Source organism: Rhizobacter sp. (genome assembly GCF_046595475.1).
In the GTDB taxonomy this organism is placed as follows: domain Bacteria; phylum Pseudomonadota; class Gammaproteobacteria; order Burkholderiales; family Burkholderiaceae_C; genus Rhizobacter.
In genome coordinates this window covers 21304-43317 of the sequence record NZ_JBKJOQ010000011.1, presented here as the reverse complement: position 1 = coordinate 43317, position 22014 = coordinate 21304, and the positions used below count along the sequence as shown (strand labels likewise).

24 protein-coding genes are annotated in these 22014 nt (G+C 65.9%); 12 read left to right on the top strand and 12 right to left on the bottom strand.

Translation table 11 applies throughout. The features are described from left to right. On the top strand, window positions 1-1395 hold a 1395-nt coding region (groL, locus tag AC30QB_RS02690; RefSeq protein WP_489544650.1), incomplete at its 5' end, for a chaperonin GroEL. 93 nt (window positions 1396-1488) lie between these two features. On the opposite strand, the gene AC30QB_RS02685 is transcribed toward groL, so the two are convergent. Continuing rightward, on the bottom strand, window positions 1489-2685 hold the full coding sequence (locus AC30QB_RS02685) for a hypothetical protein (protein ID WP_489544649.1): 1197 nt from the start codon (window positions 2683-2685) through the stop codon (window positions 1489-1491). 174 nt (window positions 2686-2859) lie between these two features. Here AC30QB_RS02685 and AC30QB_RS02680 point away from each other — a divergent pair, with 174 nt between their 5' ends. Then, complete coding sequence (locus AC30QB_RS02680; protein ID WP_489544648.1) at window positions 2860-5016, top strand: DUF1631 family protein; 2157 nt, start codon at window positions 2860-2862, stop codon at window positions 5014-5016. 31 nt (window positions 5017-5047) lie between these two features. Here AC30QB_RS02680 and AC30QB_RS02675 read toward each other — a convergent pair whose 3' ends face one another. Then, a complete protein-coding gene (locus AC30QB_RS02675; RefSeq protein WP_489544647.1) occupies window positions 5048-5950 on the bottom strand; it encodes an alpha/beta fold hydrolase in 903 nt (300 codons plus the stop codon). Beyond that, window positions 5947-6639 (bottom strand): ribosome biogenesis GTP-binding protein YihA/YsxC, encoded by a 693-nt coding sequence (gene yihA / locus AC30QB_RS02670; protein WP_489544646.1) that lies wholly within the window; start codon window positions 6637-6639, stop codon window positions 5947-5949. The genes AC30QB_RS02675 and yihA overlap by 4 nt, the downstream gene beginning before the upstream one ends. A 62-nt stretch (window positions 6640-6701) precedes the next feature. Between yihA and AC30QB_RS02665 the strand changes: the two genes are divergently transcribed. The 4 genes from AC30QB_RS02665 to msrQ all read left to right on the top strand — a co-directional run bounded on the left by AC30QB_RS02665 (window position 6702) and on the right by msrQ (window position 9507). After that, a complete protein-coding gene (locus AC30QB_RS02665; RefSeq protein ID WP_489544645.1) occupies window positions 6702-7331 on the top strand; it encodes a c-type cytochrome in 630 nt (209 codons plus the stop codon). A 106-nt stretch (window positions 7332-7437) separates the two neighbouring features. After that, window positions 7438-7800 carry a hypothetical protein gene (locus tag AC30QB_RS02660; protein ID WP_489544644.1) on the top strand — a complete coding sequence of 121 codons (363 nt, stop codon included), beginning with the start codon at window positions 7438-7440 and terminating at the stop codon, window positions 7798-7800. A 70-nt stretch (window positions 7801-7870) separates the two neighbouring features. Further along, on the top strand, window positions 7871-8863 hold the full coding sequence (msrP, locus tag AC30QB_RS02655) for a protein-methionine-sulfoxide reductase catalytic subunit MsrP (protein WP_489544643.1): 993 nt from the start codon (window positions 7871-7873) through the stop codon (window positions 8861-8863). A 2-nt stretch (window positions 8864-8865) separates the two neighbouring features. Further along, the gene (msrQ, locus tag AC30QB_RS02650; RefSeq protein WP_489544642.1) at window positions 8866-9507 is read left to right on the top strand and encodes a protein-methionine-sulfoxide reductase heme-binding subunit MsrQ; all 642 of its coding nucleotides are present in this window, start codon (window positions 8866-8868) and stop codon (window positions 9505-9507) included. A 26-nt stretch (window positions 9508-9533) separates the two neighbouring features. Here the strand turns inward: msrQ and AC30QB_RS02645 are convergent, their stop codons facing one another. From AC30QB_RS02645 to AC30QB_RS02630, 4 genes are read right to left on the bottom strand one after another with little or no spacing between them, the layout of a single operon-like run. Beyond that, a complete protein-coding gene (locus AC30QB_RS02645; protein WP_489544641.1) occupies window positions 9534-9803 on the bottom strand; it encodes a hypothetical protein in 270 nt (89 codons plus the stop codon). Window positions 9804-9828: 25 nt separating this feature from the next. Beyond that, on the bottom strand, window positions 9829-11286 hold the full coding sequence (locus AC30QB_RS02640) for a S8 family serine peptidase (protein ID WP_489544640.1): 1458 nt from the start codon (window positions 11284-11286) through the stop codon (window positions 9829-9831). 37 nt (window positions 11287-11323) lie between these two features. Then, window positions 11324-11536, bottom strand: a complete 213-nt coding sequence (locus AC30QB_RS02635; protein ID WP_489544639.1) for a hypothetical protein — start codon at window positions 11534-11536, stop codon at window positions 11324-11326. A gap of 45 nt (window positions 11537-11581) precedes the next feature. After that, complete coding sequence (locus AC30QB_RS02630) at window positions 11582-11995, bottom strand: carboxymuconolactone decarboxylase family protein (RefSeq protein WP_489544638.1); 414 nt, start codon at window positions 11993-11995, stop codon at window positions 11582-11584. Window positions 11996-12192: 197 nt separating this feature from the next. Between AC30QB_RS02630 and AC30QB_RS02625 the strand changes: the two genes are divergently transcribed. Together AC30QB_RS02625 and AC30QB_RS02620 are read left to right on the top strand one after the other, a co-directional pair. After that, window positions 12193-13344, top strand: a complete 1152-nt coding sequence (locus AC30QB_RS02625) for a tetratricopeptide repeat protein (protein ID WP_489544637.1) — start codon at window positions 12193-12195, stop codon at window positions 13342-13344. A gap of 236 nt (window positions 13345-13580) precedes the next feature. Then, on the top strand, window positions 13581-14006 hold the full coding sequence (locus AC30QB_RS02620) for a hypothetical protein (protein WP_489544636.1): 426 nt from the start codon (window positions 13581-13583) through the stop codon (window positions 14004-14006). 64 nt (window positions 14007-14070) lie between these two features. Here the strand turns inward: AC30QB_RS02620 and AC30QB_RS02615 are convergent, their stop codons facing one another. Next, on the bottom strand, window positions 14071-15261 hold the full coding sequence (locus AC30QB_RS02615; RefSeq protein WP_489544635.1) for a serine hydrolase domain-containing protein: 1191 nt from the start codon (window positions 15259-15261) through the stop codon (window positions 14071-14073). Further along, the gene (locus tag AC30QB_RS02610) at window positions 15258-15479 is read right to left on the bottom strand and encodes a hypothetical protein (RefSeq protein ID WP_489544634.1); all 222 of its coding nucleotides are present in this window, start codon (window positions 15477-15479) and stop codon (window positions 15258-15260) included. Before AC30QB_RS02610 ends, AC30QB_RS02615 begins: the two co-directional genes overlap by 4 nt. A 91-nt stretch (window positions 15480-15570) precedes the next feature. Between AC30QB_RS02610 and AC30QB_RS02605 the strand changes: the two genes are divergently transcribed. The 3 genes from AC30QB_RS02605 to AC30QB_RS02595 all read left to right on the top strand — a co-directional run bounded on the left by AC30QB_RS02605 (window position 15571) and on the right by AC30QB_RS02595 (window position 18678). After that, window positions 15571-16086, top strand: coding sequence for a hypothetical protein (locus AC30QB_RS02605; RefSeq protein ID WP_489544633.1), 516 nt, complete (start codon window positions 15571-15573; stop codon window positions 16084-16086). 12 nt (window positions 16087-16098) lie between these two features. Beyond that, window positions 16099-16314 carry a helix-turn-helix domain-containing protein gene (locus AC30QB_RS02600; protein ID WP_489544632.1) on the top strand — a complete coding sequence of 72 codons (216 nt, stop codon included), beginning with the start codon at window positions 16099-16101 and terminating at the stop codon, window positions 16312-16314. 273 nt (window positions 16315-16587) lie between these two features. Further along, on the top strand, window positions 16588-18678 hold the full coding sequence (locus AC30QB_RS02595; protein WP_489544631.1) for a beta strand repeat-containing protein: 2091 nt from the start codon (window positions 16588-16590) through the stop codon (window positions 18676-18678). 11 nt (window positions 18679-18689) lie between these two features. Here the strand turns inward: AC30QB_RS02595 and AC30QB_RS02590 are convergent, their stop codons facing one another. Next, window positions 18690-19301, bottom strand: a complete 612-nt coding sequence (locus AC30QB_RS02590; RefSeq protein WP_489544630.1) for a glutathione S-transferase family protein — start codon at window positions 19299-19301, stop codon at window positions 18690-18692. An 87-nt stretch (window positions 19302-19388) separates the two neighbouring features. Next, window positions 19389-20345, bottom strand: a complete 957-nt coding sequence (locus AC30QB_RS02585) for an alpha/beta fold hydrolase (RefSeq protein ID WP_489544629.1) — start codon at window positions 20343-20345, stop codon at window positions 19389-19391. A 91-nt stretch (window positions 20346-20436) separates the two neighbouring features. Here AC30QB_RS02585 and AC30QB_RS02580 point away from each other — a divergent pair, with 91 nt between their 5' ends. Further along, on the top strand, window positions 20437-21225 hold the full coding sequence (locus AC30QB_RS02580; RefSeq protein ID WP_489544628.1) for a VOC family protein: 789 nt from the start codon (window positions 20437-20439) through the stop codon (window positions 21223-21225). Between the two features lie 46 nt (window positions 21226-21271). Here the strand turns inward: AC30QB_RS02580 and AC30QB_RS02575 are convergent, their stop codons facing one another. After that, window positions 21272-22006 (bottom strand): hypothetical protein, encoded by a 735-nt coding sequence (locus tag AC30QB_RS02575; RefSeq protein WP_489544627.1) that lies wholly within the window; start codon window positions 22004-22006, stop codon window positions 21272-21274. Between the last annotated feature and the right edge of the window lie 8 nt (window positions 22007-22014).

Sequence of the window (22014 nt, the reverse complement as noted above, 5' to 3'; positions counted from 1 at the left end):
GGCGACGGCACCACCACCGCCACCGTTCTCGCACAAGCCATCGTGCGCGAAGGCATGAAGTACGTGGCCGCCGGCATGAACCCGATGGACCTGAAGCGCGGCATCGACAAGGCCGTCACGGCCCTGGTCGCCGAGCTGAAGAAGGCCTCCAAGGCCACCACCACCTCCAAGGAAATCGCGCAAGTCGGCTCCATCTCGGCCAACAGCGACGAAACCATCGGCAAGATCATTGCCGATGCCATGGACAAGGTCGGCAAGGAAGGCGTCATCACCGTCGAAGACGGCAAGTCGCTTGATTCCGAACTCGAAGTCGTCGAGGGCATGCAATTCGACCGCGGCTACCTGTCGCCTTACTTCATCAACAACCCGGAAAAGCAATCGGCGATTCTGGACAACCCGTTCGTGCTGCTCTACGACAAGAAGATCAGCAACATCCGCGACCTGCTGCCTACGCTTGAGCAAGTGGCGAAGTCGGGCCGTCCGCTGTTGATCGTTGCCGAAGAAGTTGAAGGCGAAGCACTGGCTACGCTGGTGGTCAACACCATCCGCGGCATCCTGAAGGTTGTGGCCGTCAAGGCGCCTGGCTTCGGCGACCGCCGCAAGGCCATGCTCGAAGACATCGCCATCCTGACCGGCGGCAAGGTCATCGCTGAAGAAGTCGGCCTGACGCTCGAGAAGGTCACGCTGGCCGATCTGGGCCAAGCCAAGCGCGTTGAAGTGGGCAAGGAAAACACCATCATCATCGACGGCGCGGGTGCCGCTGCTGACATCGAATCGCGCGTCAAGCAAGTGCGTGTGCAGATCGAAGAAGCCACCTCTGACTACGACCGCGAAAAGCTGCAAGAGCGCGTGGCCAAGCTGGCCGGCGGTGTTGCCGTCATCAAGGTCGGTGCTGCCACTGAAGTCGAGATGAAGGAAAAGAAGGCCCGCGTTGAAGACGCCCTGCACGCAACCCGCGCTGCCGTCGAAGAAGGCATCGTGGCCGGTGGTGGCGTGGCACTGCTGCGCGCCAAGCAAGCGGCAGGCACGATCAAGGGCGACAACGCCGATCAAGACGCCGGCATCAAGCTGGTGCTGCGCGCCATCGAAGCGCCGCTGCGCGAGATCGTCTACAACGCAGGCGGCGAAGCCAGTGTGGTCGTCAATGCTGTGTTGAACGGCAAGGGCAACTACGGCTTCAATGCAGCCAACGACACCTATGGCGACATGATCGAAATGGGCATCCTGGACCCGACCAAGGTGACCCGCACCGCGCTGCAAAACGCAGCCTCGGTCGCTTCGCTGATGCTGACGACCGAAGCCATGGTTGCTGAGTCCCCCAAGGACGACGCACCCGCAGGCGGCGGTGGCATGGGCGGTATGGGTGGCATGGGCGGCATGGGCATGGACATGTAAGTCCACGGCCTCGGTCGAAAGACCGGCCAACCGCGAAAGGGCTGCTTCGGCAGCCCTTTTTCATGGCTGAGTTTCACGCCCGGTTGGAGCAGCTCAGGCCGCCAGCTGCACCCGCAAGTGAGGCTGGCCGATCAACTTTGAGTGCTCATTAGACAAGGCCTGCGCTGAAGGCATGACCACGCCTCTCAACGCCGGTAGCTTGCTCCGGCTCAAGCCCGCAGGGCAGGCCTGCGCTTGCAGAGCCGGTATGCACATGTCGATTCGCCGCAGGTTGGCCACGTTGTCGTAAGGCGCCGTCTCGAAACTGGGCTCGCCCGCCGTGCCCATCACCTGCACGATCACATCGGGGCGCAAAGCGGCCGCCGGTTCCTGACGGCAGCGGAAGATGTAGTGCCCTTGCTCATCCGTCACCGCCAGCCCCAGCTCTTCTCGCAAGCCGCGGCCGGAGTACGGGCCGTCCAGCAGCTCGGCGGCCGTGCGGTTGTATCTCTGAAATCTCAGCGCCACGCCAGGGGCCGGTGTCGCGTCGCAACCGTGGCGCAGCGCCTCGTCGCGCAGGCGGGCGATCGACTCCAGGTCACGCAAGCTCAGGCGGCTGACCCCGGCCTTCAACGCTGCAGCCTTGAACGGCACCCGCCGCACGGTGGTTCGCAAGGCCTCGACCACATCAGCCTCAGCCCCATCGAACTCAGCGCCCGGCACCATGCGTGACAGGAACACCAGGCCCACCGCCACATTCGGCAAGCCGGTCGGGATGACAAGCGGCGTGACATCGTGGCCCAAAGCAGCGGCCAGTGGCTGCTCGGGATAGAGCTTGCGCAGCAGCTCGGTCAGCTGAGGGTAGCGCGTGCAGACAGAGCCCAGGTCGCGCGGGCGGTCGATGACGATGTAATCGTCTCGGCGTGGGTTGAAGGGCCCCTGCGCCTCATGGCTCGTCACGGCGCCGTACAGCACGTAATCCGACTGGCTGGCGGGCAGAGAGCAGGCCAGCACCAGATCGTCGTAGTCGTCGTCCAACCCGCCGTCGTTCGCCGCAATTTCGAAGCGAAGCAGCCCGGCTTCAAGGTTGGGCAGCCCTATGCGTTGGGCCGAATCGAGCCAAGCCTGGCGGGTCGGGCGGTGCTGAACCGTGAGCGACCACTGCGCCCCGGTCACGAAGACCGTATTGCCCACCATGCCGTCGTAGATGCCGTTGCCGGTGGTGGCGCCGCTCACGACGAAACGCTGCGCGAAAGCCGATTCGTGGGTCTTCACTCGCAGCGTCCAGCTGCCTTGCATGGTGATGGACATGTTGGATCCTCCTGAAGAAGCCTGGGGCGGCAACACACGATGACAAAGCCAGGCCCCCTGCCGTTGCAGTGTTCGACGTGGCACCTCTGGGCGTCCTTGAGCGACCTGAAAGGTTCTGAAAGAGCGTCCGGGCGGGCGGGTTTGACAAGAACCCGTCGGGCCGCAAAATAGCGCATGCCGATCGCTTCGCTCCTGCAGCGCTTTGTCGACGACGAGCTGAACCGCTCGACCGACCTCATCTCTCGCACCTTGGCCAGCACGCTGGAGCAGCTGCGCCAGCCCCGCGACCACCTGCTCACCGCCGGCGAAAAGAAACACTATTTCGACCTGGTGCAGACGCTGCAGCAGCACCAGGCGCTGTACCAGCGCAGCTTCGTCGACGCCCTGCGAAAACTCGTGCTGGCCGACCTGAACCCGCAAGCCACCAACCAGCCCGACGGCGGCCCACTGACGCTGGGCGGCCTGCAGCTGATGGACGAAACGCGGGTCGAGTCCGACATCGAGATCTCGCGCGCCATTCAGCAGATCGACACCGGCGCCGAGTGGGAGCTGCGCGAGCTGCAGACCTTCACGTCCACGCTGCGGGGCCAAGACCATGTGACGGCCGAGTCCAACCCGCTGCGCCCCCAGTCATACGCCAAGGCCCTGTGGCAGGCCGCCATGGCCCTGCCCGCCGCGCCGGTGCAGCATGGCATTCTGGTGCGCGTGTCGGCCACGGTGATGGCTGGCTTCCTTCGTATGTCGTTTGCGGCCGCCTGCACGCGGCTTGAATCGCAGGGCGTCACGCCCGGCATCTACCGCACGATGGTGATCGCGCACGGCACGGGCGGGCGTGAAGAGCCGCCCGAGATGGACGTCACCCGCCCCGGCGCACTCGATGGGCTGATGCGCAGCATGCCTGGCGGCGATAGCCTCGCGCGAGGCGTTGCCCCAGAAGGCAAGCGCCGCGCGCTGCCCACCGCCACACCAGCACTGGAGCAAGCCCTGCTCCGCGTGGAAGAGCTGCTGCGCCGCATGCCCGCTGCAGCAGGCGCTTTCAACGAAGCCCCGCAACTCGCCCAGCACCGCGCCGCGCTGATGGCCACCACAGGCGAGACGGTAGACCGCCAGATCATCGAGCTGCTCTCGCGCCTGTTCGAGACCATCTTGTCCGACCGCGCCCTGCCCTCGGGCTTGCATGCGGTGATCGCACGCCTGCAGGTGTCGGCGCTGCGCATCGCCTTGCTCGACCCGAGCATGCTCGATGCCTATGACCACCCGGTGTGGGTGCTGATGGACCGCATCGTCAATGCCACCACCACCTACCCGCACGAAGGCGACCCTCGCCTGGCAGCACTGCTGCAGTTCTGCCAGAGCTTGGTGAGCGACATGGTGGCCGAGCCGGCGCAAGACAGTGCCCTGTACCGGCGCAGCCTCGCCCGCCTCGAAGCCTTCTTGGCGGAGCAGCTGAGGCAACAGCAGCACGCCTCGCAGCCGACCGTCGAAGCCCTCACCCGCGCCGAAGAGGCCGAGCAACTGCAGCGCAACCTCTCGGCGCGGCTGGTCGAGCAGATGGTGACCATCCAGACCAGCCCGGTGATCCGCCGCTTTGTCACCGCCACCTGGGCCCGCGTGTTAACCGAATCGGTGCTGCGCTTTGGAGACCAGAGCGCGCAGACGGCGGGCTACCTGAAAGCCGTGGACGAGCTGCTCTGGAGCCTGAAGCTGCCCAGCCACCCGCAAAGCCGCCAGCGTCTGGTGAGCGTGCTGCCAAGCCTGCTGCAACGCTTGCGCGACGGCATGGCGCTGACCGAAGTGCCCTCCGACGAGCAGCAAGCCGTGCTCGACGAGCTGATGAAGGTGCACTCTGAAGCCCTGCGGCCGGGGCCCCGTGCAGCGTCTGCCGCCCCAGCGGAAGAAACGCTGTCGCCAGAAGAGATCGTCAGGCGCATGCGCGAAGAAGTGGCCGTCGAGCCTGAACCGCTGGATGGCTCAGGCTTCAGCGATTCGCTGATTGATCTCGCGTCGATGGAAACTGTGCCTGCCGAGCTGATGAACGCCGAAAATCCGCAGACCGGCGACGACCCCAAAGAGTGGGTCAGGCAGATGGCCATCGGCGAGCGCTATCGCGTTTTTCTGCACGGTGCCTGGACGCAGGCGCAGTTGCTCTGGTGCAGCGCGCAAGGGCATTTCTTCCTGTTCGCCGGTGAAACACCGCAAAGCACGCATTCGGTCAGCCTGCGTGCGCTGGAGCGCCTGCGCGAAGCCGAGCTACTCGGCCCCTTGCATGCCCACTCGCTGATTCAGCGGGCCGTCGACGGCATGCTGCGCAACCTCGCGCGTTCCGGCTGAGCGAGCGCGCGAGCCCCAACGCGAGCACGGCTCAGCGGGAGAGCGCTGACTCGATCTCGCTCACGATCAGCTGTGGCCGCTCGTGCACGATCCAGTGCGTTGCACCGGGCACGCGTGTCAGCGTCATGCGGGGCACGAAGGCTTCCAGGCCATCGAGCAAACCGGCGGGCAGCGCCAGATCGGCTTCGGCCCAGATCACGTGTGTCGGCACCTGCACCGTCACAAATTCGGGCGGGAAGCGAATGGCCATCACCGGTGAGTCGGGGGCGGTGGGCGGGCGCAGGGGCGACGCGCGGTAGTAGTTCAGCGCTCCTGTGAGGCCCGCCCGCCACACTGCGCGGTACTGCGCCTTCACGACCTCGGTCAGCCAGCCGCCGCCGGGGTGGCCCGTGTCGGTAGCGCCCATGGCTTCGAGGAACGGCCACATGCGCGCGTAGTCATTCTCGCTGAGCTGGGCTTCGGCCTCCGGGCTACAGAGGAAGTTCATGTAGGCGCTGGCCTCTTGCTGGGCCGGGCTGGTCTGCAGCCCGCGAAGAAAGGTCGCCGGGTGAGGCGAGTTGATGATGACCAGGCGCTTGAGCACCTTTGGGTGCTGGGCCGCAAGGCCCCAGGCCACCGCACCGCCCCAGTCATGCGCCACCAGCGCCTCAAGCGGCCCGCTGCCTTGCTGTGCGATCAAGGCCAGCAGGTCGGCCATCAGGTGCTTGGCACGGTAGGCCTCGACCGCAACCGGCGCCGACGATTGCTCGTAACCGCGCATGTTGGGCGCGATGCAGCGATAGCGCTGGCCCAGTTGCGCCATCACCTCATCCCAGACGAAGGCGGCTTCCGGAAAGCCGTGCAGGAACAACAGCACCGGCGCGTTCTCAGGCCCCGCCGCGTGGCAGTGCAGCCTGATGCCGTGCGGCAGCTCGGCAAAGAAGGTTTCAATCATGCGGCGTGCACCCACTCATGCAAAACGCAGGCAGCGTCACCCACGCCCGACTTCTTCAAGGCAGAAAACAAGGTGATGCTCACATCGGCCTCGTCGGTCGAGACTTCGCCGAGCACGCCTTGGGCGGTGGCCAGCGCCTCGGCAGCTTCGCTGCGGTTGAGCTTGTCTGACTTGGTCAACAGCACCAGCAGCTTCACCGCGCCGTTGCCTACCCGTGGCGACACGAAATCAAGCAGCCGGCGGTCGAGGTCGGTGAAGCCCAGCCGTGAATCGACCATCAGCACCACCCCCGTCAGGCCGCGTCGCACCTCAAGGTAATCGGCCATCACCTTCTGCCAGCGCAGCTTCGCGCCCTTGGCCACCGCGGCATAGCCATAGCCCGGCAGATCGGCAAACAAGGCGTTGGCGGTCAGCTTCGGGCCCAGCTCGAAGAGGTTGATGTGCTGGGTGCGCCCGGGTGTCTTTGACGCAAACGCCAGACGCTTTTGCTGTGTGAGCGTGTTGATGGCGGTGGATTTACCCGCATTCGAGCGGCCCACGAATGCAATCTCGGGCAGCTCGGTCTGGGGCAGCTGGTCGAGCTGGCTGGCCGTGGTGAGGAAGCGTGCGGTGTGCGTCCATGAGAGAGCGATTTTCTCGGGGTCAGCGCCTGTCGTGACCGGAAGATTGGAATTGTTTTGCTCGGTCATTCAGACGCCCAAAGCTGGCATTGTAAAATCGCTGGGTTTTGCACCAAAAAAGACCTGAGCCCATGAAGTCCTTTGCCCCCCTGTTGTCGAGCCTGATGCTAGTTGTTGCAGCGATCGCACCGGCCTTTGCCGCCGAACACGCCGCCGCGGCCAAGCCCGATCTGGCCAAAGGCCAAACGCTTTCCACCAATGTGTGCGGCGCCTGCCACACCGCCGATGGCTCGCGCGGCGCACCCGCCAACCCCATCCTCCAGGGCCAGCACCCAGAGTACCTGGTCAAGCAGCTGGTCGAGTTCAAGTCCGGCAAGCGCGCCAACCCCATCATGCAAGGCATGGCCGCTTCGCTGAGTGATGAAGACATGAAGAACGTGGCCGCGTTCTATGCCTCCAAGCAAGCCAAGCCCGGCTTTGCCAAGAGCAAAGACACCGTCAGCCTGGGCGAGAAGATCTACCGCGGTGGCTTGGCCGACCGCAGCGTGCCGGCCTGTGCGGGCTGCCACGGGCCCACCGGGGCTGGCATTCCGTCGCAATACCCTCGCCTGCGCGGCCAGCACGCCGACTACACCGACGCCCAGCTCACGGCCTTCCGCGATGGCGGGCGCAAAAACAGCACCCAAATGTCGGGCGTGGTCGCCAAGCTGAACGACAAAGAAATCAAGGCCGTGGCCGATTACATCGCCGGCATGCGCTGATTCAGCCCGCTTGGTTGCAAAAAGGCCGGTTCGAGACCGGCCTTTTTTCATGGCGCGGCCCGAAGGCCCGCCCTATAGTGTCGCCAAGCCCACTCTTTGCAGTGCCATGCCCTACATCCACCGCGGCTCCGATGGTTCGATCGAAAGCATGCACCGCTACGACACCGGTGGCATGGAGTTCCTGCCCGAGGGCCACAAAGACCTGATGGCCTTCATCGGCCACACCGCGCCCAGCCCAGGCGAGTTCGGCCGCCTCGATGCCGACTTCGTGCGCGTCATCGAAGACGTGATCGACACGCTGATCGTCAAGAACGTCATCAACATCACCGACCTCCCCGGGGAAGCGCAGGCCAAGCTGTTTGCGCGCAAGAGCTTCCGCGAGCGCGTGGCACGCAACTCGCTCAAGCTTTTCTCAGACACGCAATTCGGCGCCGTGATCGACGACACCAATTTCGGCGAGCTGAGCTGAACCCTTTGTAAGGTTGCCCGCTCCAACGGCGACCCAATGCCAAGGGTGTCAACACGCTCCAGGAGCTTTCATGCATTACCGCAAAGACCGTGGTTTTGATCACGCTGTCGCCTCAGAAATTACGCCGCGCGAGGTCTACGAGCACCGCCGCAACCTGCTCAAGCTGATGGCCCTGGCCGGCAGCGGCGTGGCCTTGGCCGGCTGGGCTGCGCGCGATGCAAGCGCACAGACAGTACGGCCCGGCAAGCTGAGCCCCCTACCCGGTATTCGCAGCGCTATCGCCGGCGGCATCACCCTGGACAAGCCCACCTCGTACGCAGACATCACGAGCTACAACAACTACTACGAGTTCGGCACCGACAAGGCCGACCCGGCCCGCAACGCGGGCCCGCTCAAGACCCGCCCCTGGACCGTGGCGATCGAAGGCGAAGTGAAAAAACCCAAGGTCTACGACATCGACGAGCTGCTCAAGCTGAGCCCAATGGAAGAGCGCATCTACCGCCTGCGCTGCGTCGAAGGCTGGTCGATGGTGATCCCCTGGGTGGGCTACTCGCTGGCCGAGCTCATCAAGCGAGTGGAGCCCACCAGCAACGCCAAGTTCGTCGAGTTCACCACCTTGGCCGACCCGAAGCAGATGCCTTTTCTCGGCTCCAACGTGCTCTCATGGCCCTATGTCGAAGGCCTGCGCATGGACGAAGCCATGAACCCGCTCGCCCTGCTCACCTTCGGCCTGTATGGTGAAGTGCTGCCCAATCAAAGCGGCGCGCCGGTGCGTTTGGCCGTGCCCTGGAAATACGGCTTCAAGAGCGGCAAGTCCATCGTCAAGATCCGCTTCACCGAGAAGCAGCCCAGCACCTCATGGAACCTCGCTGCTGCGCGCGAATACGGCTTCTACTCCAACGTCAACCCGAAGGTCGACCACCCGCGCTGGAGCCAGGCCACCGAGCGGCGCATCGGCCAAGACGGCGTGTTTGCCAAAAAGCGGCCCACGCTGATGTTCAACGGCTACGAGCCCCAGGTGGGCCAGCTGTACGCCGGCATGGACCTGCAAAAGTACTTCTGACCATGTCTGCCGTGCTGTCTCCCCCTGCGCCAAAAGCCGCCATCCACCGCAAGCCGCTGCTGCTGCACCCCGCAGCCAAGCCGCTGCTGTTCGTGCTATGCCTGTTGCCGTTTGCCTGGCTGCTCTACGGTGCGCTTGCTGACACGCTGGGCGCCAACCCGGCCGAAGCGCTCATTCGCTCGACGGGCGACTGGACACTGCGCTTCCTCTGCATCACCCTGGCCGTGACACCGCTGCGGGTGATGGCCGGCCAGCCCGCGTTGGCGCGCTTTCGGCGCATGCTGGGCCTCTTCGCCTTCTTCTATGTGGTGCTGCACTTTTTGTCGTATTCGTGGCTCGACATGGGCTTTGAGCTCGAAGCGATCGTCAAAGACATCCCCAAGCGCCCGTTCGCGTTGGTGGGCTTCCTGGCGTTCGTGCTGATGATGCCGCTGGCTGCCACGTCGTTCAACCGTGCCATCAAGGCATTGGGTACCCGGCGCTGGCAGATATTGCACAAGCTGGTCTATGCCGTGGTGCTGCTGGGCCTGCTGCATTTCTTCTGGATGCGCGCGGCAAAGAACAACTTCGCCGAGGTCGCGGTCTATGCCGCGGTGATTGCGCTGCTGCTCGGCTGGCGTCTAGCGCGGCGGCTCAAGAAGTAGCCGAAGCCAGCGAAGCGGCGCGAATCTCAGCGGCTGCGACGGGCGCGCGCCACACCGCGCACCAGCGGTCGCGGCACGCGGGGCAGGGGCATGCTGGCCTCAGGGCTGACCTGCCATTGCGGCAGCAAGTGAGGCAGTGAGCGCGCCACCGGCGCCGTGGCTTCCACCAGCAGCATGCCGGGCGCGTCGTCAATGACCTTGGCGCCTGCGCGCACCACCACCTCAGCGGTGTCCACGCCCGACTCCCCACCGTGGTGGGGCAGGCTGCCGGCGTAGCGCAAGACGTAACGACTCATGGTGTGTTGATGATAAACCTGCGCCTCATTGCGCGAGGCCTGCACCCTGTGCGAAAGGTGGCAAGCCCATGTCTCGCGCAGCGACCATCGCCAGCTTCACGATGGCGTCGGCACGGTCGCCGTCACGTGGCATGGCCAGCGTCTTGGCATCGGCCGCCAGGCGGCGCGCCAGAGCGCCGGTCACGCCGGGGCAGGCCATCGAGGTGCCATCCATCACGCCGAAGCGGTCGTGGGGAATGGACGAGATCACGCCCACACCCGGCCCGGCCACGTCGATCTCGGGGCCGGTGTTGGAAAAGTCGGCGACGTAGCTCCGCTCCTTGCCCAGGGGCGGCTTGATGGTTTGCACTTGCATCGCGCCCGCGGGCCACAAACCCTCGAAGCCAAGCGCAGAGACCGACAAGGCCAGCGGGTGCCGCGCAGGCCACGCGACCGGCCCGCCATCGTTGCCCGCCGCGATCACGCACACCACGCCCTTGGCGCGAGCGGCCTTGATGGCCTCGCTGGTCGTGGGATCGTCGGGCCCACCGCCCAGGCTCAAGTTGAGCAGGTCGCAGCCATCAGACACCGCGCGGTCGATGGCCTTGGCAATGGCAAAACTCGATGCGCCCTCGGCGTTCTTGCCGAACACGCGGTAAGCCCGCAACGCCACCCCCGGCGCCACGCCGAGAAAGCCGTCGCCACGGCCCGCGATGATGCCGGCCACGTGCGTGCCGTGTATGTCGCTGTCAGACCAATCGGCCGGGTCTTCGCCTGTCACGGCGTTCATGCCGCCGGCCACGCTGAGCGCCGCGTGCGGGCCGATGCCGGTGTCGATCACCCCCACCGTCACGCCAGCCCCGTCGGTGAGCGCGCGCTTGGGGTAGGCCTTGGCGCGCGAGTCGGTGAAGGCCAGGTCTATGGGCGGCAGCTCAATGACGCCGCCCTGCAGTGACCAGTCGCTCAGCAACACCGGCCAGGCGCCGTGCGACGGGTAGACGTACACCCGTTGCAGCACGCGCACCGAGCGCGGCAGCGCCAGGGTGGCTTCGCCGCGCGCATTGGTGCGGCCTTGCGCACCCTTGCCGGCCTTGAAGTCGCTGAAGGCGATCACGTCGACATCACGCAGCGGCTTGCCACTGCCTTGCAGCACCACCTTGATGACCGTCTGCGCCAGCGTGGCGCGCGCAGAGAAGGCCTGCAAGCCGGTGAGGATGGGCGGGCGCGGGGCGCGCGCTGCCGGGTAAAACAACTCAGGCACCACGCGCAAACCAGGCTGCTCGCGCTTGAGCTTCATCATCGCCACGTCGCTCATCGACACCAGCTTGGCGCCGTTTGACTGGATCGAATCGAGCACCGTGAAGCGGGCCAGCGCGGAAGGCGCTCGCCGCGCACCAGGCGCCGCCATGGTGCTGAGAAACGTTTCAGTGGCGGTGGAGTTGTGGGGCTCGTCGGCGGTGAAGCCACGGGTGGGCAACAAGACGAAACGCGAAATCGAACTCATCGTGTGAGGGGTCTCCAGTTCCCGGCTGGGGTCAGATCTATTTCGCCAGCACGCCGCCGGGCTCGTTCTTCTGGCAGATCTCGTCGCGGCCGATGCGAACCCACTCGCCGCCCAAGCCAACGCACACCGAGCGTGCGGTGTTACGCCGTTCCTTCACCCGTTCGGGTGCGGTGGACACGCGAAGCACCGTCGCACCGATCGCCGCCAACACCACGATCACAAATGCACTGCGCGCAAAGCTCAAGCCCATCGCTCGCTCCTTGGGGTGGAGCTGCAAGCTTACGACAGAGAGGGCTCAATCGCTGGCTGAATCGAAGCTCAACCCTTCTGCTGTCAGCCACTCGGTGGCGGCCCGAAACGCGGCACCTGCTGCCGGAAAGCCGGCATACGGTGCCACGTGCAGCAGCACCTCGCGCAGCTCGATCAGGCTGGCACCGTTGTTCAGTGCCCCCCGCAGGTGCCCCTTCAGTTCTTGTGTGTGGCCGAGCGCTGCCAGCATGGCCACGGTGCACAGGCTGCGCTGCTTCAGCTCCAGCCCCTCGCGCAGCCAGGTGGAGCCCCAAGCGTGGTTGCTCACATGGTCTTGCAAGGGGGCGGTAAATGCGCCGGCGCTGCTGAGGGCGCGGTCGACAAAGGTGTCGCCCATCACCTGGCGGCGGCGCGCTTCGCCGGGGCTGGGGGGTGGCATGGGTGGGTTGACGGCAGACATGGAGCCTTCCTCGTTCAGGAGTCGAGAGCACGGCGAGTTGCGCCGAACGATGCGAATTGTGTGCGATTGCCTGTCATCTTCAGGCGGGGAGTGGCAAGGACCGGACAGGGCATCTGCGCGGCAACCCGGGGTGCGCACAGACGCCAACAGGCATAGCATGTGGCACCGGCCCAGGCATTTCCGCGGCCGGTGTCGCCATGAAGCACTGGATCCTCCTCCTCAGTTGCCTGCTGCTGTGCGCCTGCGTGAGCGGGCCGCCCGCGGTGCCCCCCGCACAGGTGCTGCGCGATGACCTCTTTCCCGACGCGCACCTCACGGTCAACGCCAAAGACGTGCTCGCTGCCAGCGACGAGATGAAGCACTACGTCGACCACGAGCTGACCGCTCAGCTGCGCAGGCATGGGCTGCAAAAAGGCCTGCTCGATGCGCTCTACAACAAGCGCCAGCTGAAGCTCGAGTACGACGCCGAGCGCACCCGCAATGCCGCTGAAGCGTTCGAGGCACGCGCTGGCAACTGCCTCTCGCTGGTGCTGATGACCGCCGCGCTGGCCAAGCACCTGGGCTTGCAGGTGAGCTACCAGAGCGTCTACACCGACGAAACCTGGACGCGCAACAAAGACACCTACTTCGCAAGCGGCCACGTCAACATCGTGCTTGGGCAGCGCACGATCGATCAGCTCACGCGGGGCAGCAATGGCCCCAACTGGACCATCGACTTCCTGCCCTCAGAGGACGTGCGCGGCCACTACTCGCGAGAGATCGACGAAGACACCGTCGTCGCGATGTACATGAACAACCGCGCCGCCGAGTCGCTGGCCGGCGCAGACCTGAGTGCCGCCTACGGCTGGGCGCGCGCAGCCGTGCTGCAAGCGCCGCGCTTCCTGAGCGCCTACAACACGCTGGGTGTCGTGTACCTGAGAAGCGGCCACACCGCAGCGGCCGAGCTTGCGCTGGCGCACGTGCTGCAGCAAGAACCCACAAGCACGACGGGTCTGGCCAACATGGCACACGTATTGACGGCGCAAGGGCGCGTCGAAGAGTCCGCCGCCCTGATGCGCACACTGAACCGCATCGACCCCGAGCCGCCATTTCACTTCTTCGACCTGGGCCAGGACGCCATGCATCGAGCAGACTACGTGGCAGCACGCAACTGGTTCCAGAAAGAAGTACGGCGGGCCCCGTATCACCACGAGTTCCATTTCTGGTTGGCCGTGGCTGAAGCACAGCTGGGAGACGTGGTGGAGGCAAAGACGCAGCTGTCATTGGCGCTCGACACCAGCACCACACGCAAACACCAGGCGCTGTACGCGGCCAAGCTCGATCGGCTGAGGGCGCAGGGCGTTCAATGACAGTGCCAACGCCGACGGCCTCAGCGCCAAGCGCTTGATGCACCCCGTGGCGCGCGCCGCTTGCAAACCTGTTGAAGCAGACAACCCTGAAGCCAGCTCGTTCAGTGGCACGCTGCCTCAGTGTCCGCTGTACGCTGTGCACTGTTCCGAATGAACACGCCCCTGCGCTGCAAGCGCGGCACTGCAGCCGCCCCATGGCGTTGACCCACTTCTCTCACCCACGTCAGGACTTGATGATGTCTGCCAGATCTTTGCCCTCGCTGCTCGTCTCGCTGCTCGCTTCCACCTTTTTGCTCGGCTGCCAAATCTCGCCCTACAGCGAGAAGCCGGCGCCTTTCGGCTCGTTGGCGCAGATCAGCGCCATCTCGCCCGACACCACGCAGGTGCTGCGCGTAGGGGCACAAACCAAGCTCCGCGTTGGCATCAGCTATGCCCTGAGCGCAGACTCGGGCACCCTCACGCTTCTCGTGTTGGCGGCCGACAGCGCCGTCGTGGCCCGTGAGGTGAAGATGATCGCCAAGGGCAGCGGCACGGCCACGCTGGAAGCCGACTTCACGGTGCCCAGCACCACGGTGGTTCGCGTGTTCACCACGCTCACCGTGCAAGGCCAAGACTCCACCTCTGCCGTTGATGGCAGATCGTTCGAGGTCGTGGCCCGCTGAGGCCCGCCTTGCCGATAGGCACGTCGCTTCATTGGGCTTGCAGATGGTCATCGCCGCGCGCGCCTCACCCCGACGCACGCGCCGCCGCCGCGTCCCGCGTCAGAGCCACCATCTTCAACAGCCGATGCGCGACTGCCGCCGATGACACCTGGCTGTTGACGGCCACCGCCAGAAAGGCCCGCTCAAAGGGGTCGAAGGCCACCAAAGCGTTTGCGTGCTCGGTGCCGCCGAGGTGGCCCCACCAAGTGCGGGGCCGCCCTGCCCAGTCCGTCCATTCGATCTGCATCACGCCTTGGCCGAAGGCGAGCGATGGCGCGCCGGCCACACCCGACAGCGTGGCCCATTGCTGCCGCATGGTCTGCGCGCTCAACAGCCGGCCCGTCATCAGCGCGCGCCAGAAGCCGAGCATGTCTTCGGCACGCGCAACGATGTTGCCCATGCCAAGCCGGCTCGAAACGCCGGGGTCGGGCCGGGGGTCGCGGCCCAGATGCGGCACGGCCATGTCGTCGAGCACCTCAGCCGGGCGCGCCGCGCGCAGGGTCTGCAGGCCCAGCGGCCCGGCGATGCGCTGTTGCACCAGCCGGTGGTACGCGTCACCACCCTCTCGCTCGGCAATCAGGCCAAGCAGCAGGTAGCCGACGTTGGAGTAGTTGAAGCCTGCCCCAGGGCAGTACGGGCTCGACACCTTGGCCGCTGCCGCGATCAGCAGCTCGGGCGGCTCGTAGGTGGCGCCGAGCGGGGGCAGGCCGGTGTTGGTCGCCAGGCCGCTCGTGTGGGTGAGCAGCTGGGCAATCGTGATGCGCGAAGCCTCAGCAAACTGCGGAAACCAGCGGCTCAGCGTGTCGCCCATGCGCAGCCGGCCTGCTTCGACCAGCTGCAACACCAGCACGGCGGTGGCGGCCTTGGCCACGCTGCCCCAGTAGAAGACTGTTTGTGTGTTGACCGGCGACTCTGGACGGGTGCAGGCGAGCCCGGCCGACGCCTGCCACCTGCCCAGGTCGCAGGCCAGCGCCGCAGACACCGCGGGCATGCCGGTCGAGGCGATGAGTTCTTGCAACAGCTCGTCGAAGCAAGCTGCCCTCGCCGCCTCCATCGCTTGAGTCGCCGTGTCGGCCACGGGCAGCGCGGTGGGGCCATCGGAACGAACGCCCTCGTAGACCGCAGGCCGGGCGCAGTCGCGCGCGTGCGTCTCTGACCCGCCGCCGCAGCCGCTCAGCAGCGCGGCGGCCGCCAGCAAGCCGTCGCGCCGTTTCATGGCGTCGCACCTCGCGCCTTGTCGCGTGCGCGCTCATAGTCGTCGTAAGGCGGCAATGGCGGGCACGCTGTGCGGTGGTCGGCGGTGTCGCGGGCACAGGGCTGCGGGCTGGCCCGCATGCCGTCGTAGAAGGCGCGCTCCCAGTGGGTGTCAGCGCAGCCGCTCAGGGCCAGAAGCGGCGCTGCAAGCAGCGCCAGTGTGGAAAAAAAGCTGGGCATTCGTGTGCTCCGGTTAAACTGCTATTCAATAATTAATTATTGTTTTACAGAAATATACTGCGAATCACGCACCACACGCAAGGAGCATCTGATGAGTTCACGCCCTCCCGTCGACGACCCCTCCAGCCGATGGCTAGCCCACCTGCTCCTGGTGCTGGCGCTGGCCCTTCCCACGCTGGTGGCCGGCTGGTTGCTGGTGTCGACACCGCAGCAGTGGATGCAGCGGCTGGGGCAACCCGCGGCGCTCGAACTCACCGCCGCTGCAAGCGTGGCGATCGCGCTGCTGGCTATGCTGCCGGTGCTGTGCGTGTCGGCAAGCCTGTGGTTTGCACGCGGGTGTTTCGCCGCCTTCTCGCAGGGTCAGCACTTCACGCTCGCCACCATCGGTGGCTTGCGGGCTTGCGCCCGCGCGATGTTTGCAGCCGGCATCAGCGGCTTGTTCGTGGCGCCACTGATCGGCCTCTTGGCCAGCGGCGGCCACCGGCTGTCGGTCGAGGTGAGCTCGGGGCAGCTGCTGATCCTGGTGTTCGGCGCGGTGGTGTGGAAGGTGGCTTCGGCGTTTGCGCGTGGCATGGCGCTCGCCGAAGAAAACGCCCAGTTCATTTGAAGGAAACACCACATGCCCATCGTCGTGAAGCTCGATGTGCTGCTCGCCGAGCGCAAGGTGAAGTCGAAAGACCTGGCCCGGCACATCGGCATCACCGAGGCCAACCTGTCGCTGCTCAAGCAGGGCAAGGTGAGGGGCGTGCGCTTCGACACGGTCGAGAAAATCTGCGAGTACCTGGGCTGCCAGCCCGGCGACCTGCTGGTGTACCGGCCCGACGAGCCGGCCTAACGCAGCACTCGCTTGGTGTCAGATGCCTGGCCTCACACGCAGGCGAAAAACGTGACCCATGGCCACCGCCACAGGCTCGCGGTGCGGGGTGCACGACCCCGGTGCAGACACGGCCAACAAGGCCAGGCCAACGGACTATTCGCAAGGTCACGCCAGCGTCACGCTCAAGACGCGTAATCGCAACAATGCGACGAGAGCAGGCAACGGAGCACAGCGATGTGAACTGCCGGCACCCCTTCGTGCCCGTCCTCGCTACCGATCCATGAAACTGAAATGACTCCCATGCCGACCTGCTCGCTCAACGCAACGCTCCTGCCTCACCACCCACCCAACCGACGCTTACTGCTCGCCCCTGTTGCGGCCGCGCTTGCGGTGGCGCTGGCGCTGCCGAATGCATCGGCCGCCAGCTTCACCATCAACAGCCCCACGACGACGGGGCAGACGCTGGGCACAGGCGCTGGCCAGACCGGCACCGTCACCGCGACAGGCACTCTGACGGTGAGTGGAAGCACCACGGCGGTGACCATCAGCGGCGCCAACGCAAGCCTCACCAACCTGGGCACGATTAGGCAGACCGGCACGGGCCGTGCGATCCGCGACAACACCGGTGTCTCGGGTTTGGTCGTGACCAACGGCAGCCTCACCAACTCGGCCGCCCTGATGCAAACAGCCGACGCCGACGTATTCCAGATGAACGTCTTCAATGGCAGCGTCATCCTTCACAACTACGGCACGATGTCCTCGTTGAATGCCTCAGCCGGCGGGGCGCAGGCCATCGACTTCACCGCCATCACCACCGGCGCCAACACCCTCAACAACTACGCTGGCGGCCTGCTGCGCGCGTCAGAGGCCGATGCCGTGCGCCTGGGCGTCAACGGTGTGGTCAACAACTGGGGCAGCATCTTGTCGGTGACCACTGCCGGCAGCAGCAGCGACGGCGTCGACATGCAAAGCAACTCGGGCGCGCAGATCACCAACTACGGCACGGGCGTGATCCAGGGTGGCCGGCACGGCATCACCGGGGGCGCACTCAACAGCACGACGAGCTTTGCCGCAGGCCTCACCAACATGGCAGGCGGCAGCATCCTCGGCAGCAATGGCTCCGGCCTCAACTTCGACGGCTTCAACAGCAACCAGCTGGTCACCGTCGTCAACAGCGGCATCATCAGTGGCACCGGCATCACGGGTGATGGCGACGGTGTCGACGTGGACGGCCTCGTCAGCATCAACAACAGCGGCGTCATTCGTTCGGTCAACTCCTTCAGCGCCGTGGCGGCTGGCGTGGCCTACAGCGAAGGCATCAGCGTAGGCGGCGGCACGATCATCAACTCGGGCACGATCGAAGGCCTGGTCAGCGCGGGCAACACCAACGCTTTGGGCCGGGGCATCACGCTTGCCGGCAACGACATCCCCAGCGGGCCACTCGCGGGCACGCGAGAAGCGATCTACGGCCCGGCCGCCATCACCAACAACAGCGGTGGCCTGATCCGCGGCCAAAACGATTCGGCCATCGTGGTCGTCGGGCCCGCCAGCGGCTACACCGTCAGCATCACCAACAACGCCGGTGCCACGATACGAGGCGGCAGCGCGACCGCGGCCGCCATACGCACCGGCTTTGACAATGACAGCATCACCAACCGCGGGCTGATCGACGGCTCCAGCAGCGGCCACGCCATCGACATGGGTGGCGGCAACAACACGCTGACGATCGCCGGCGGCCAGGCCAACGTGCTCGGCAGCATCAACGGAGGCACAGGTGGCATCAACACTGTGGTCATCCACCCGGGTGCGGGCAATGCCTTCAGCTATGGCGGCACGCTGTCGAACTTCAACTCGGTCGCAGTGCAGAGCGGCATGGTCACCCTGTCGGGCATCAGCACCTACACCGGCACCACCCTCCTCAACGGCGGCACGCTGGTACTGGACGGCGCCAACCGGCTTTCGTCGTCGAGCGCGCTGCTGTTGAACGGCGGCACCCTGGCCATCGCCAATGCCGCCGCGGCCGAAGGCCAGACCTTCTCAAGCCTTCTATTGGCCGACAACTCGGCCATCGACCTGGGGGGCTCCTCGCTCACCTTCGGCGGGGTGGGCAGCATCGCGAGCGGCAAGTCGCTCAACCTGTTCGACTACATCATGGCGGCGACCACCGGCTACGCCATTCGCTTCCAGGGCGACGTGACCAGCGACAGCAACTTTCTGGCACTGATGTCGGGCCTGACAGTCAACGGCATCGCGGCCGCGTACCACTTCAATGGCACCTACACCGAAGTTTCACCGGTGCCACTGCCGCCCGCCGCGATTCTGTTTCTCTCGGGACTGGGCTTCATCGGCATCGTGGTCAGCCGGCGACGCGCGACAGCCTGAGGCAGCGCCCGCTACGCCGCGGCGCTCTCGCGCGCCGACACGCGCGCATGCCAAGCCCGCAGGTGCCCGGCCTCCTCGGGCATCTCCATGCCGACGAACTTGGCGAAGTCGATGGTCGTGAGCGCAATGATGTCGGCCATGCTGAACTGGCTGCCGGCAATGAACTCTTTCTCTGCCATCTCGCGGTCCAGCCACAGCATGGCCTTGGCCACCCGCTCCCGGCTGGACTCGCCGTAATCGGTGTACTGCTTGCCCAGAGGGGCTGTGTAGGGGTGCGTGTGCACCCACACGGCAGCAATCGGGTTCATGAGCGTGAACTCGATGCGCCGTATCCACATGTCGACTTGCGCACGCGTCAGCGCGCAGCTGCCGAACAGGGCGGGGGTCGGGTGGCTGTCTTCGAGGAAGCGGCAGATGGAAACGCTCTCGCTCAGACAGGTGCCATCGTCTAGCTCCAGTACGGGCAATTGGCCCAGCGAGTTCTTCTCCTTGAACTCTGGAGACTTGTGCGCCCGAGCACGCATGGACACGTTCTCGATCGGGATCGAGACGCCCTTCTCGGCCAGAAAGATGCGCACGCGGCGTGGGTTGGGTGCGGGGTTGTTTTCGCTGTAGAGCTTCATGGGTCTTGGTCTCCGTGATTCTTTTGACGAGAGGAAAGTGTTGACCATTTCCCCCGGCAAACGGTGTCGCCGCCGGGACGCCTCAGCTCATAAGCCGCGCAAGAACCCCACCAGCAACTCGTTGACCTGCGGCGCGCGCTCACGCTGCACCCAGTGTCCGGCGCCGGGCAAGAGGTGGCAGCCGCGCAGGCCAGGCAGCGTCTGCGCAAAGGCGGCAAGCTGGGCCTTGGCCGTCGGCGAGCGCAGCACGCCGTCACGTTCACCCGCCAAGAACAGCGAGGGCTGCTGGATGGGGCGGCCGCGCCAGGGGGTGGTCAGCTCCCAGTTGCGGCGCAGGTTGCGGTACCAGTTGAGCCCACCGCGAAAGCCTGCGCGTTCGAACTCGCCCACGTAATAGTCCAGGTCTTGCTCGCTCAGCCACTCGGGCAGGGTGTCGGGGTTGGGCGCGCGGTGCAGCAGGCCGTGGCCGGGCAGCAGCATGCTGAAGCCCACGCCTTCAGGTGCATCGCCCGAGGCGCTGTAGTAGATGCGGCGCAGCGAGTCGCGCACGTCGCCCTGCAGCTCGGCCTCGGCGACACCCGGGGTCTGAAAGTACTGCAGGTACGAGGTGGAGATGCCCGCCTTTTCTAGCGAGGTGAGCATGTCCACCCGGCCAGGCGGCGCATAGGGCACGCTCATGCCCACCACGGCAGGGAACACGTCGGGCCGCAGCAAGGCCGAGTGCCAGGCCACCGGTGCGCCCCAGTCGTGCCCAACGATCACGGCCTGCTTTTCACCCAGGGCGTGCACCAGCTCGACCATGTCGCCCACCAGATGGAGCATGGTGTATTGAGTGGCGTCTTGCGGTGCCTCGGTGCCGCCGTAGCCGCGCATGTCGGGTGCCGCCACACGAAAGCCCGCGGCCGCCACCGCCTCGATCTGATGTCTCCACGAATACCAAGACTCGGGCCAGCCGTGGCACAAGAGCACCAGCGGCCCGCTGCCCTGCTCGGCCACGCGCATGCGGATGCCGTTGACGTGGTGTTCGGTGAAGGTGGTGGCCATGCGGTGCTCCGGGCTGGGGTGTGCGAACTCTAAGGCAGCTCCCGCGCAAAGGCGTTTTAATGCGTGGCAGCCCCACCTCAGGAAACAGAACATGACCTTCCGCCTGCGCCAGATCTGCCTCGTGGCTCCCCAGCTCGACCCTGCAGTGCAGGCGATGCAGCAGCTCTTCGGGCTGGCGCCTTGCCACCACGACCCGGCGGTCGGCGCCTATGGGCTGGTCAACGCGCTGTTTGTGTTCGGCCACCAGTTTGTTGAGATCGTCGCGCCCGCGTCGGGGCAGGTCGACGACTCCACGGCGGTCGGGCGCTTCTTGCAGCGCTCGGGCGGGCGGGGTGGCTACATGGCGATCTTCGACACGCACGACCCCGAGCGCCGCCGCGCGCATGTCGAGTCCTTGGGGATACGCATCGCACACGTGATGGACCACCCGGGCCACTTCTGGGGCATACAGCTGCACCCACGCGACTGCCGGGCCACCATGCTGGAGTTCGACCGCTCCATCGGCAACGAGCAGATCGACGGCGCCTACTGGCCCGCCGGCCCGCACTGGCAGGCCGGCCAGCAGCTGGAGCGCGTGAGCGGCGTGCCCTGGATCGAGGTCACAAGCCCGGATGCGCCCGGCCTTGCCGCGCACTGGGCGCGCATCATCGACCAGCCGCTGCAGCATCAGGAAGGCCACCCGGTGCTGCGCTTCGAGCTCGGCGCCGTGCGGTTCAAGCAAGCCCCCGCCGGAGCGGCCGAGCATCTGAGTGGCCTGGAGGTTGAGGTCGACGACCCCGCTGCGCTGCTGCAGCGCGGGCACTCACTCGGGCTGACGGTTCGCGGCGGTTCGGTGGATTTGTGCGGCGTGAGCTTCGTGCCCCGGGCTGCGCTGCCCTAGCGCTTGCCAGCCCGGGCACCGGCAGGGCCTGAGGCACGGCGCAGCGTCAGTTGCCTTGGTGCGAGAGGAGCGCCTTGGCCGCTTCAATACGAAGCGCCAGCGCCACGGTGTCATCGTTCATCACTTTCAGCAAAAAGCGCTTGGCACCCGAGGACGCCGTCTCCGCGGCCGGAGCCGGGGCGGTGGGTTGAGCCTTGGCCGGCCTGAGCCGCGCCAAGGCCGTTTCAAACGCGGGCTGCTTGATGCTCGCGAGGCGACTCAACAAATCGGCCTGGCCTTCGTTGCTGGGCTGGGTGTCAAGCCAGGGGGTATCGGCGAAGACGGGGGCGAGGTCTGCGGCCACAAACGCAGACCAATTGCCGGATTGCCCCTGTGGAGCAGGCACCCAGGTGGCGTGGCGCGCTTGCGCCGGCGCCAAGGCATCCTCCCTCGGCATCAGGTCCAAGCGCTGGAGCGCCACCTCCGGCAAAAAGCGCAAGCGCAGAAGCTCAAGAAACGCCGAGGCTTGCGCCACAGAGACCGGCTCAGCGAGCGAGAACCAGAGCTGCAAGCCGTCGGTACCCGAGACGGCGATGGCGGGCGCAGGCAATTCGAGTTCGGTCTGAACCGCGCGCCAAACTTTGGAGAGCAGCTCCCAATTTGCCGGCCGAGCCAGCTCCAACACCATGGCTCGCACCCTGCCCTCGGCATCGATCAGGCGGGAGACCGCAGGGTCGGTGCCCAGCCCGTCTGCCGCGTGCGGAAGGTAGAGGCGACGCAACTCGGACTGCAGTCGGTTCATGGCGGTGA

What these genes read in the sequence shown, in the direction of transcription:
- AC30QB_RS02685 (WP_489544649.1), bottom strand. Translation starts at nt 2,685, where the DNA reads ATGTCCATCACCATGCAAGGCAGCTGGACGCTGCGAGTGAAGACCCAC.
- AC30QB_RS02680 (WP_489544648.1), top strand. Translation starts at nt 2,860, where the DNA reads ATGCCGATCGCTTCGCTCCTGCAGCGCTTTGTCGACGACGAGCTGAAC.
- AC30QB_RS02675 (WP_489544647.1), bottom strand. Translation starts at nt 5,950, where the DNA reads ATGATTGAAACCTTCTTTGCCGAGCTGCCGCACGGCATCAGGCTGCAC.
- yihA (WP_489544646.1), bottom strand. Translation starts at nt 6,639, where the DNA reads ATGACCGAGCAAAACAATTCCAATCTTCCGGTCACGACAGGCGCTGAC.
- AC30QB_RS02665 (WP_489544645.1), top strand. Translation starts at nt 6,702, where the DNA reads ATGAAGTCCTTTGCCCCCCTGTTGTCGAGCCTGATGCTAGTTGTTGCA.
- AC30QB_RS02660 (WP_489544644.1), top strand. Translation starts at nt 7,438, where the DNA reads ATGCCCTACATCCACCGCGGCTCCGATGGTTCGATCGAAAGCATGCAC.
- msrP (WP_489544643.1), top strand. Translation starts at nt 7,871, where the DNA reads ATGCATTACCGCAAAGACCGTGGTTTTGATCACGCTGTCGCCTCAGAA.
- msrQ (WP_489544642.1), top strand. Translation starts at nt 8,866, where the DNA reads ATGTCTGCCGTGCTGTCTCCCCCTGCGCCAAAAGCCGCCATCCACCGC.
- AC30QB_RS02645 (WP_489544641.1), bottom strand. Translation starts at nt 9,803, where the DNA reads ATGAGTCGTTACGTCTTGCGCTACGCCGGCAGCCTGCCCCACCACGGT.
- AC30QB_RS02640 (WP_489544640.1), bottom strand. Translation starts at nt 11,286, where the DNA reads ATGAGTTCGATTTCGCGTTTCGTCTTGTTGCCCACCCGTGGCTTCACC.
- AC30QB_RS02635 (WP_489544639.1), bottom strand. Translation starts at nt 11,536, where the DNA reads ATGGGCTTGAGCTTTGCGCGCAGTGCATTTGTGATCGTGGTGTTGGCG.
- AC30QB_RS02630 (WP_489544638.1), bottom strand. Translation starts at nt 11,995, where the DNA reads ATGTCTGCCGTCAACCCACCCATGCCACCCCCCAGCCCCGGCGAAGCG.
- AC30QB_RS02625 (WP_489544637.1), top strand. Translation starts at nt 12,193, where the DNA reads ATGAAGCACTGGATCCTCCTCCTCAGTTGCCTGCTGCTGTGCGCCTGC.
- AC30QB_RS02620 (WP_489544636.1), top strand. Translation starts at nt 13,581, where the DNA reads ATGTCTGCCAGATCTTTGCCCTCGCTGCTCGTCTCGCTGCTCGCTTCC.
- AC30QB_RS02615 (WP_489544635.1), bottom strand. Translation starts at nt 15,261, where the DNA reads ATGAAACGGCGCGACGGCTTGCTGGCGGCCGCCGCGCTGCTGAGCGGC.
- AC30QB_RS02610 (WP_489544634.1), bottom strand. Translation starts at nt 15,479, where the DNA reads ATGCCCAGCTTTTTTTCCACACTGGCGCTGCTTGCAGCGCCGCTTCTG.
- AC30QB_RS02605 (WP_489544633.1), top strand. Translation starts at nt 15,571, where the DNA reads ATGAGTTCACGCCCTCCCGTCGACGACCCCTCCAGCCGATGGCTAGCC.
- AC30QB_RS02600 (WP_489544632.1), top strand. Translation starts at nt 16,099, where the DNA reads ATGCCCATCGTCGTGAAGCTCGATGTGCTGCTCGCCGAGCGCAAGGTG.
- AC30QB_RS02595 (WP_489544631.1), top strand. Translation starts at nt 16,588, where the DNA reads ATGACTCCCATGCCGACCTGCTCGCTCAACGCAACGCTCCTGCCTCAC.
- AC30QB_RS02590 (WP_489544630.1), bottom strand. Translation starts at nt 19,301, where the DNA reads ATGAAGCTCTACAGCGAAAACAACCCCGCACCCAACCCACGCCGCGTG.
- AC30QB_RS02585 (WP_489544629.1), bottom strand. Translation starts at nt 20,345, where the DNA reads ATGGCCACCACCTTCACCGAACACCACGTCAACGGCATCCGCATGCGC.
- AC30QB_RS02580 (WP_489544628.1), top strand. Translation starts at nt 20,437, where the DNA reads ATGACCTTCCGCCTGCGCCAGATCTGCCTCGTGGCTCCCCAGCTCGAC.
- AC30QB_RS02575 (WP_489544627.1), bottom strand. Translation starts at nt 22,006, where the DNA reads ATGAACCGACTGCAGTCCGAGTTGCGTCGCCTCTACCTTCCGCACGCG.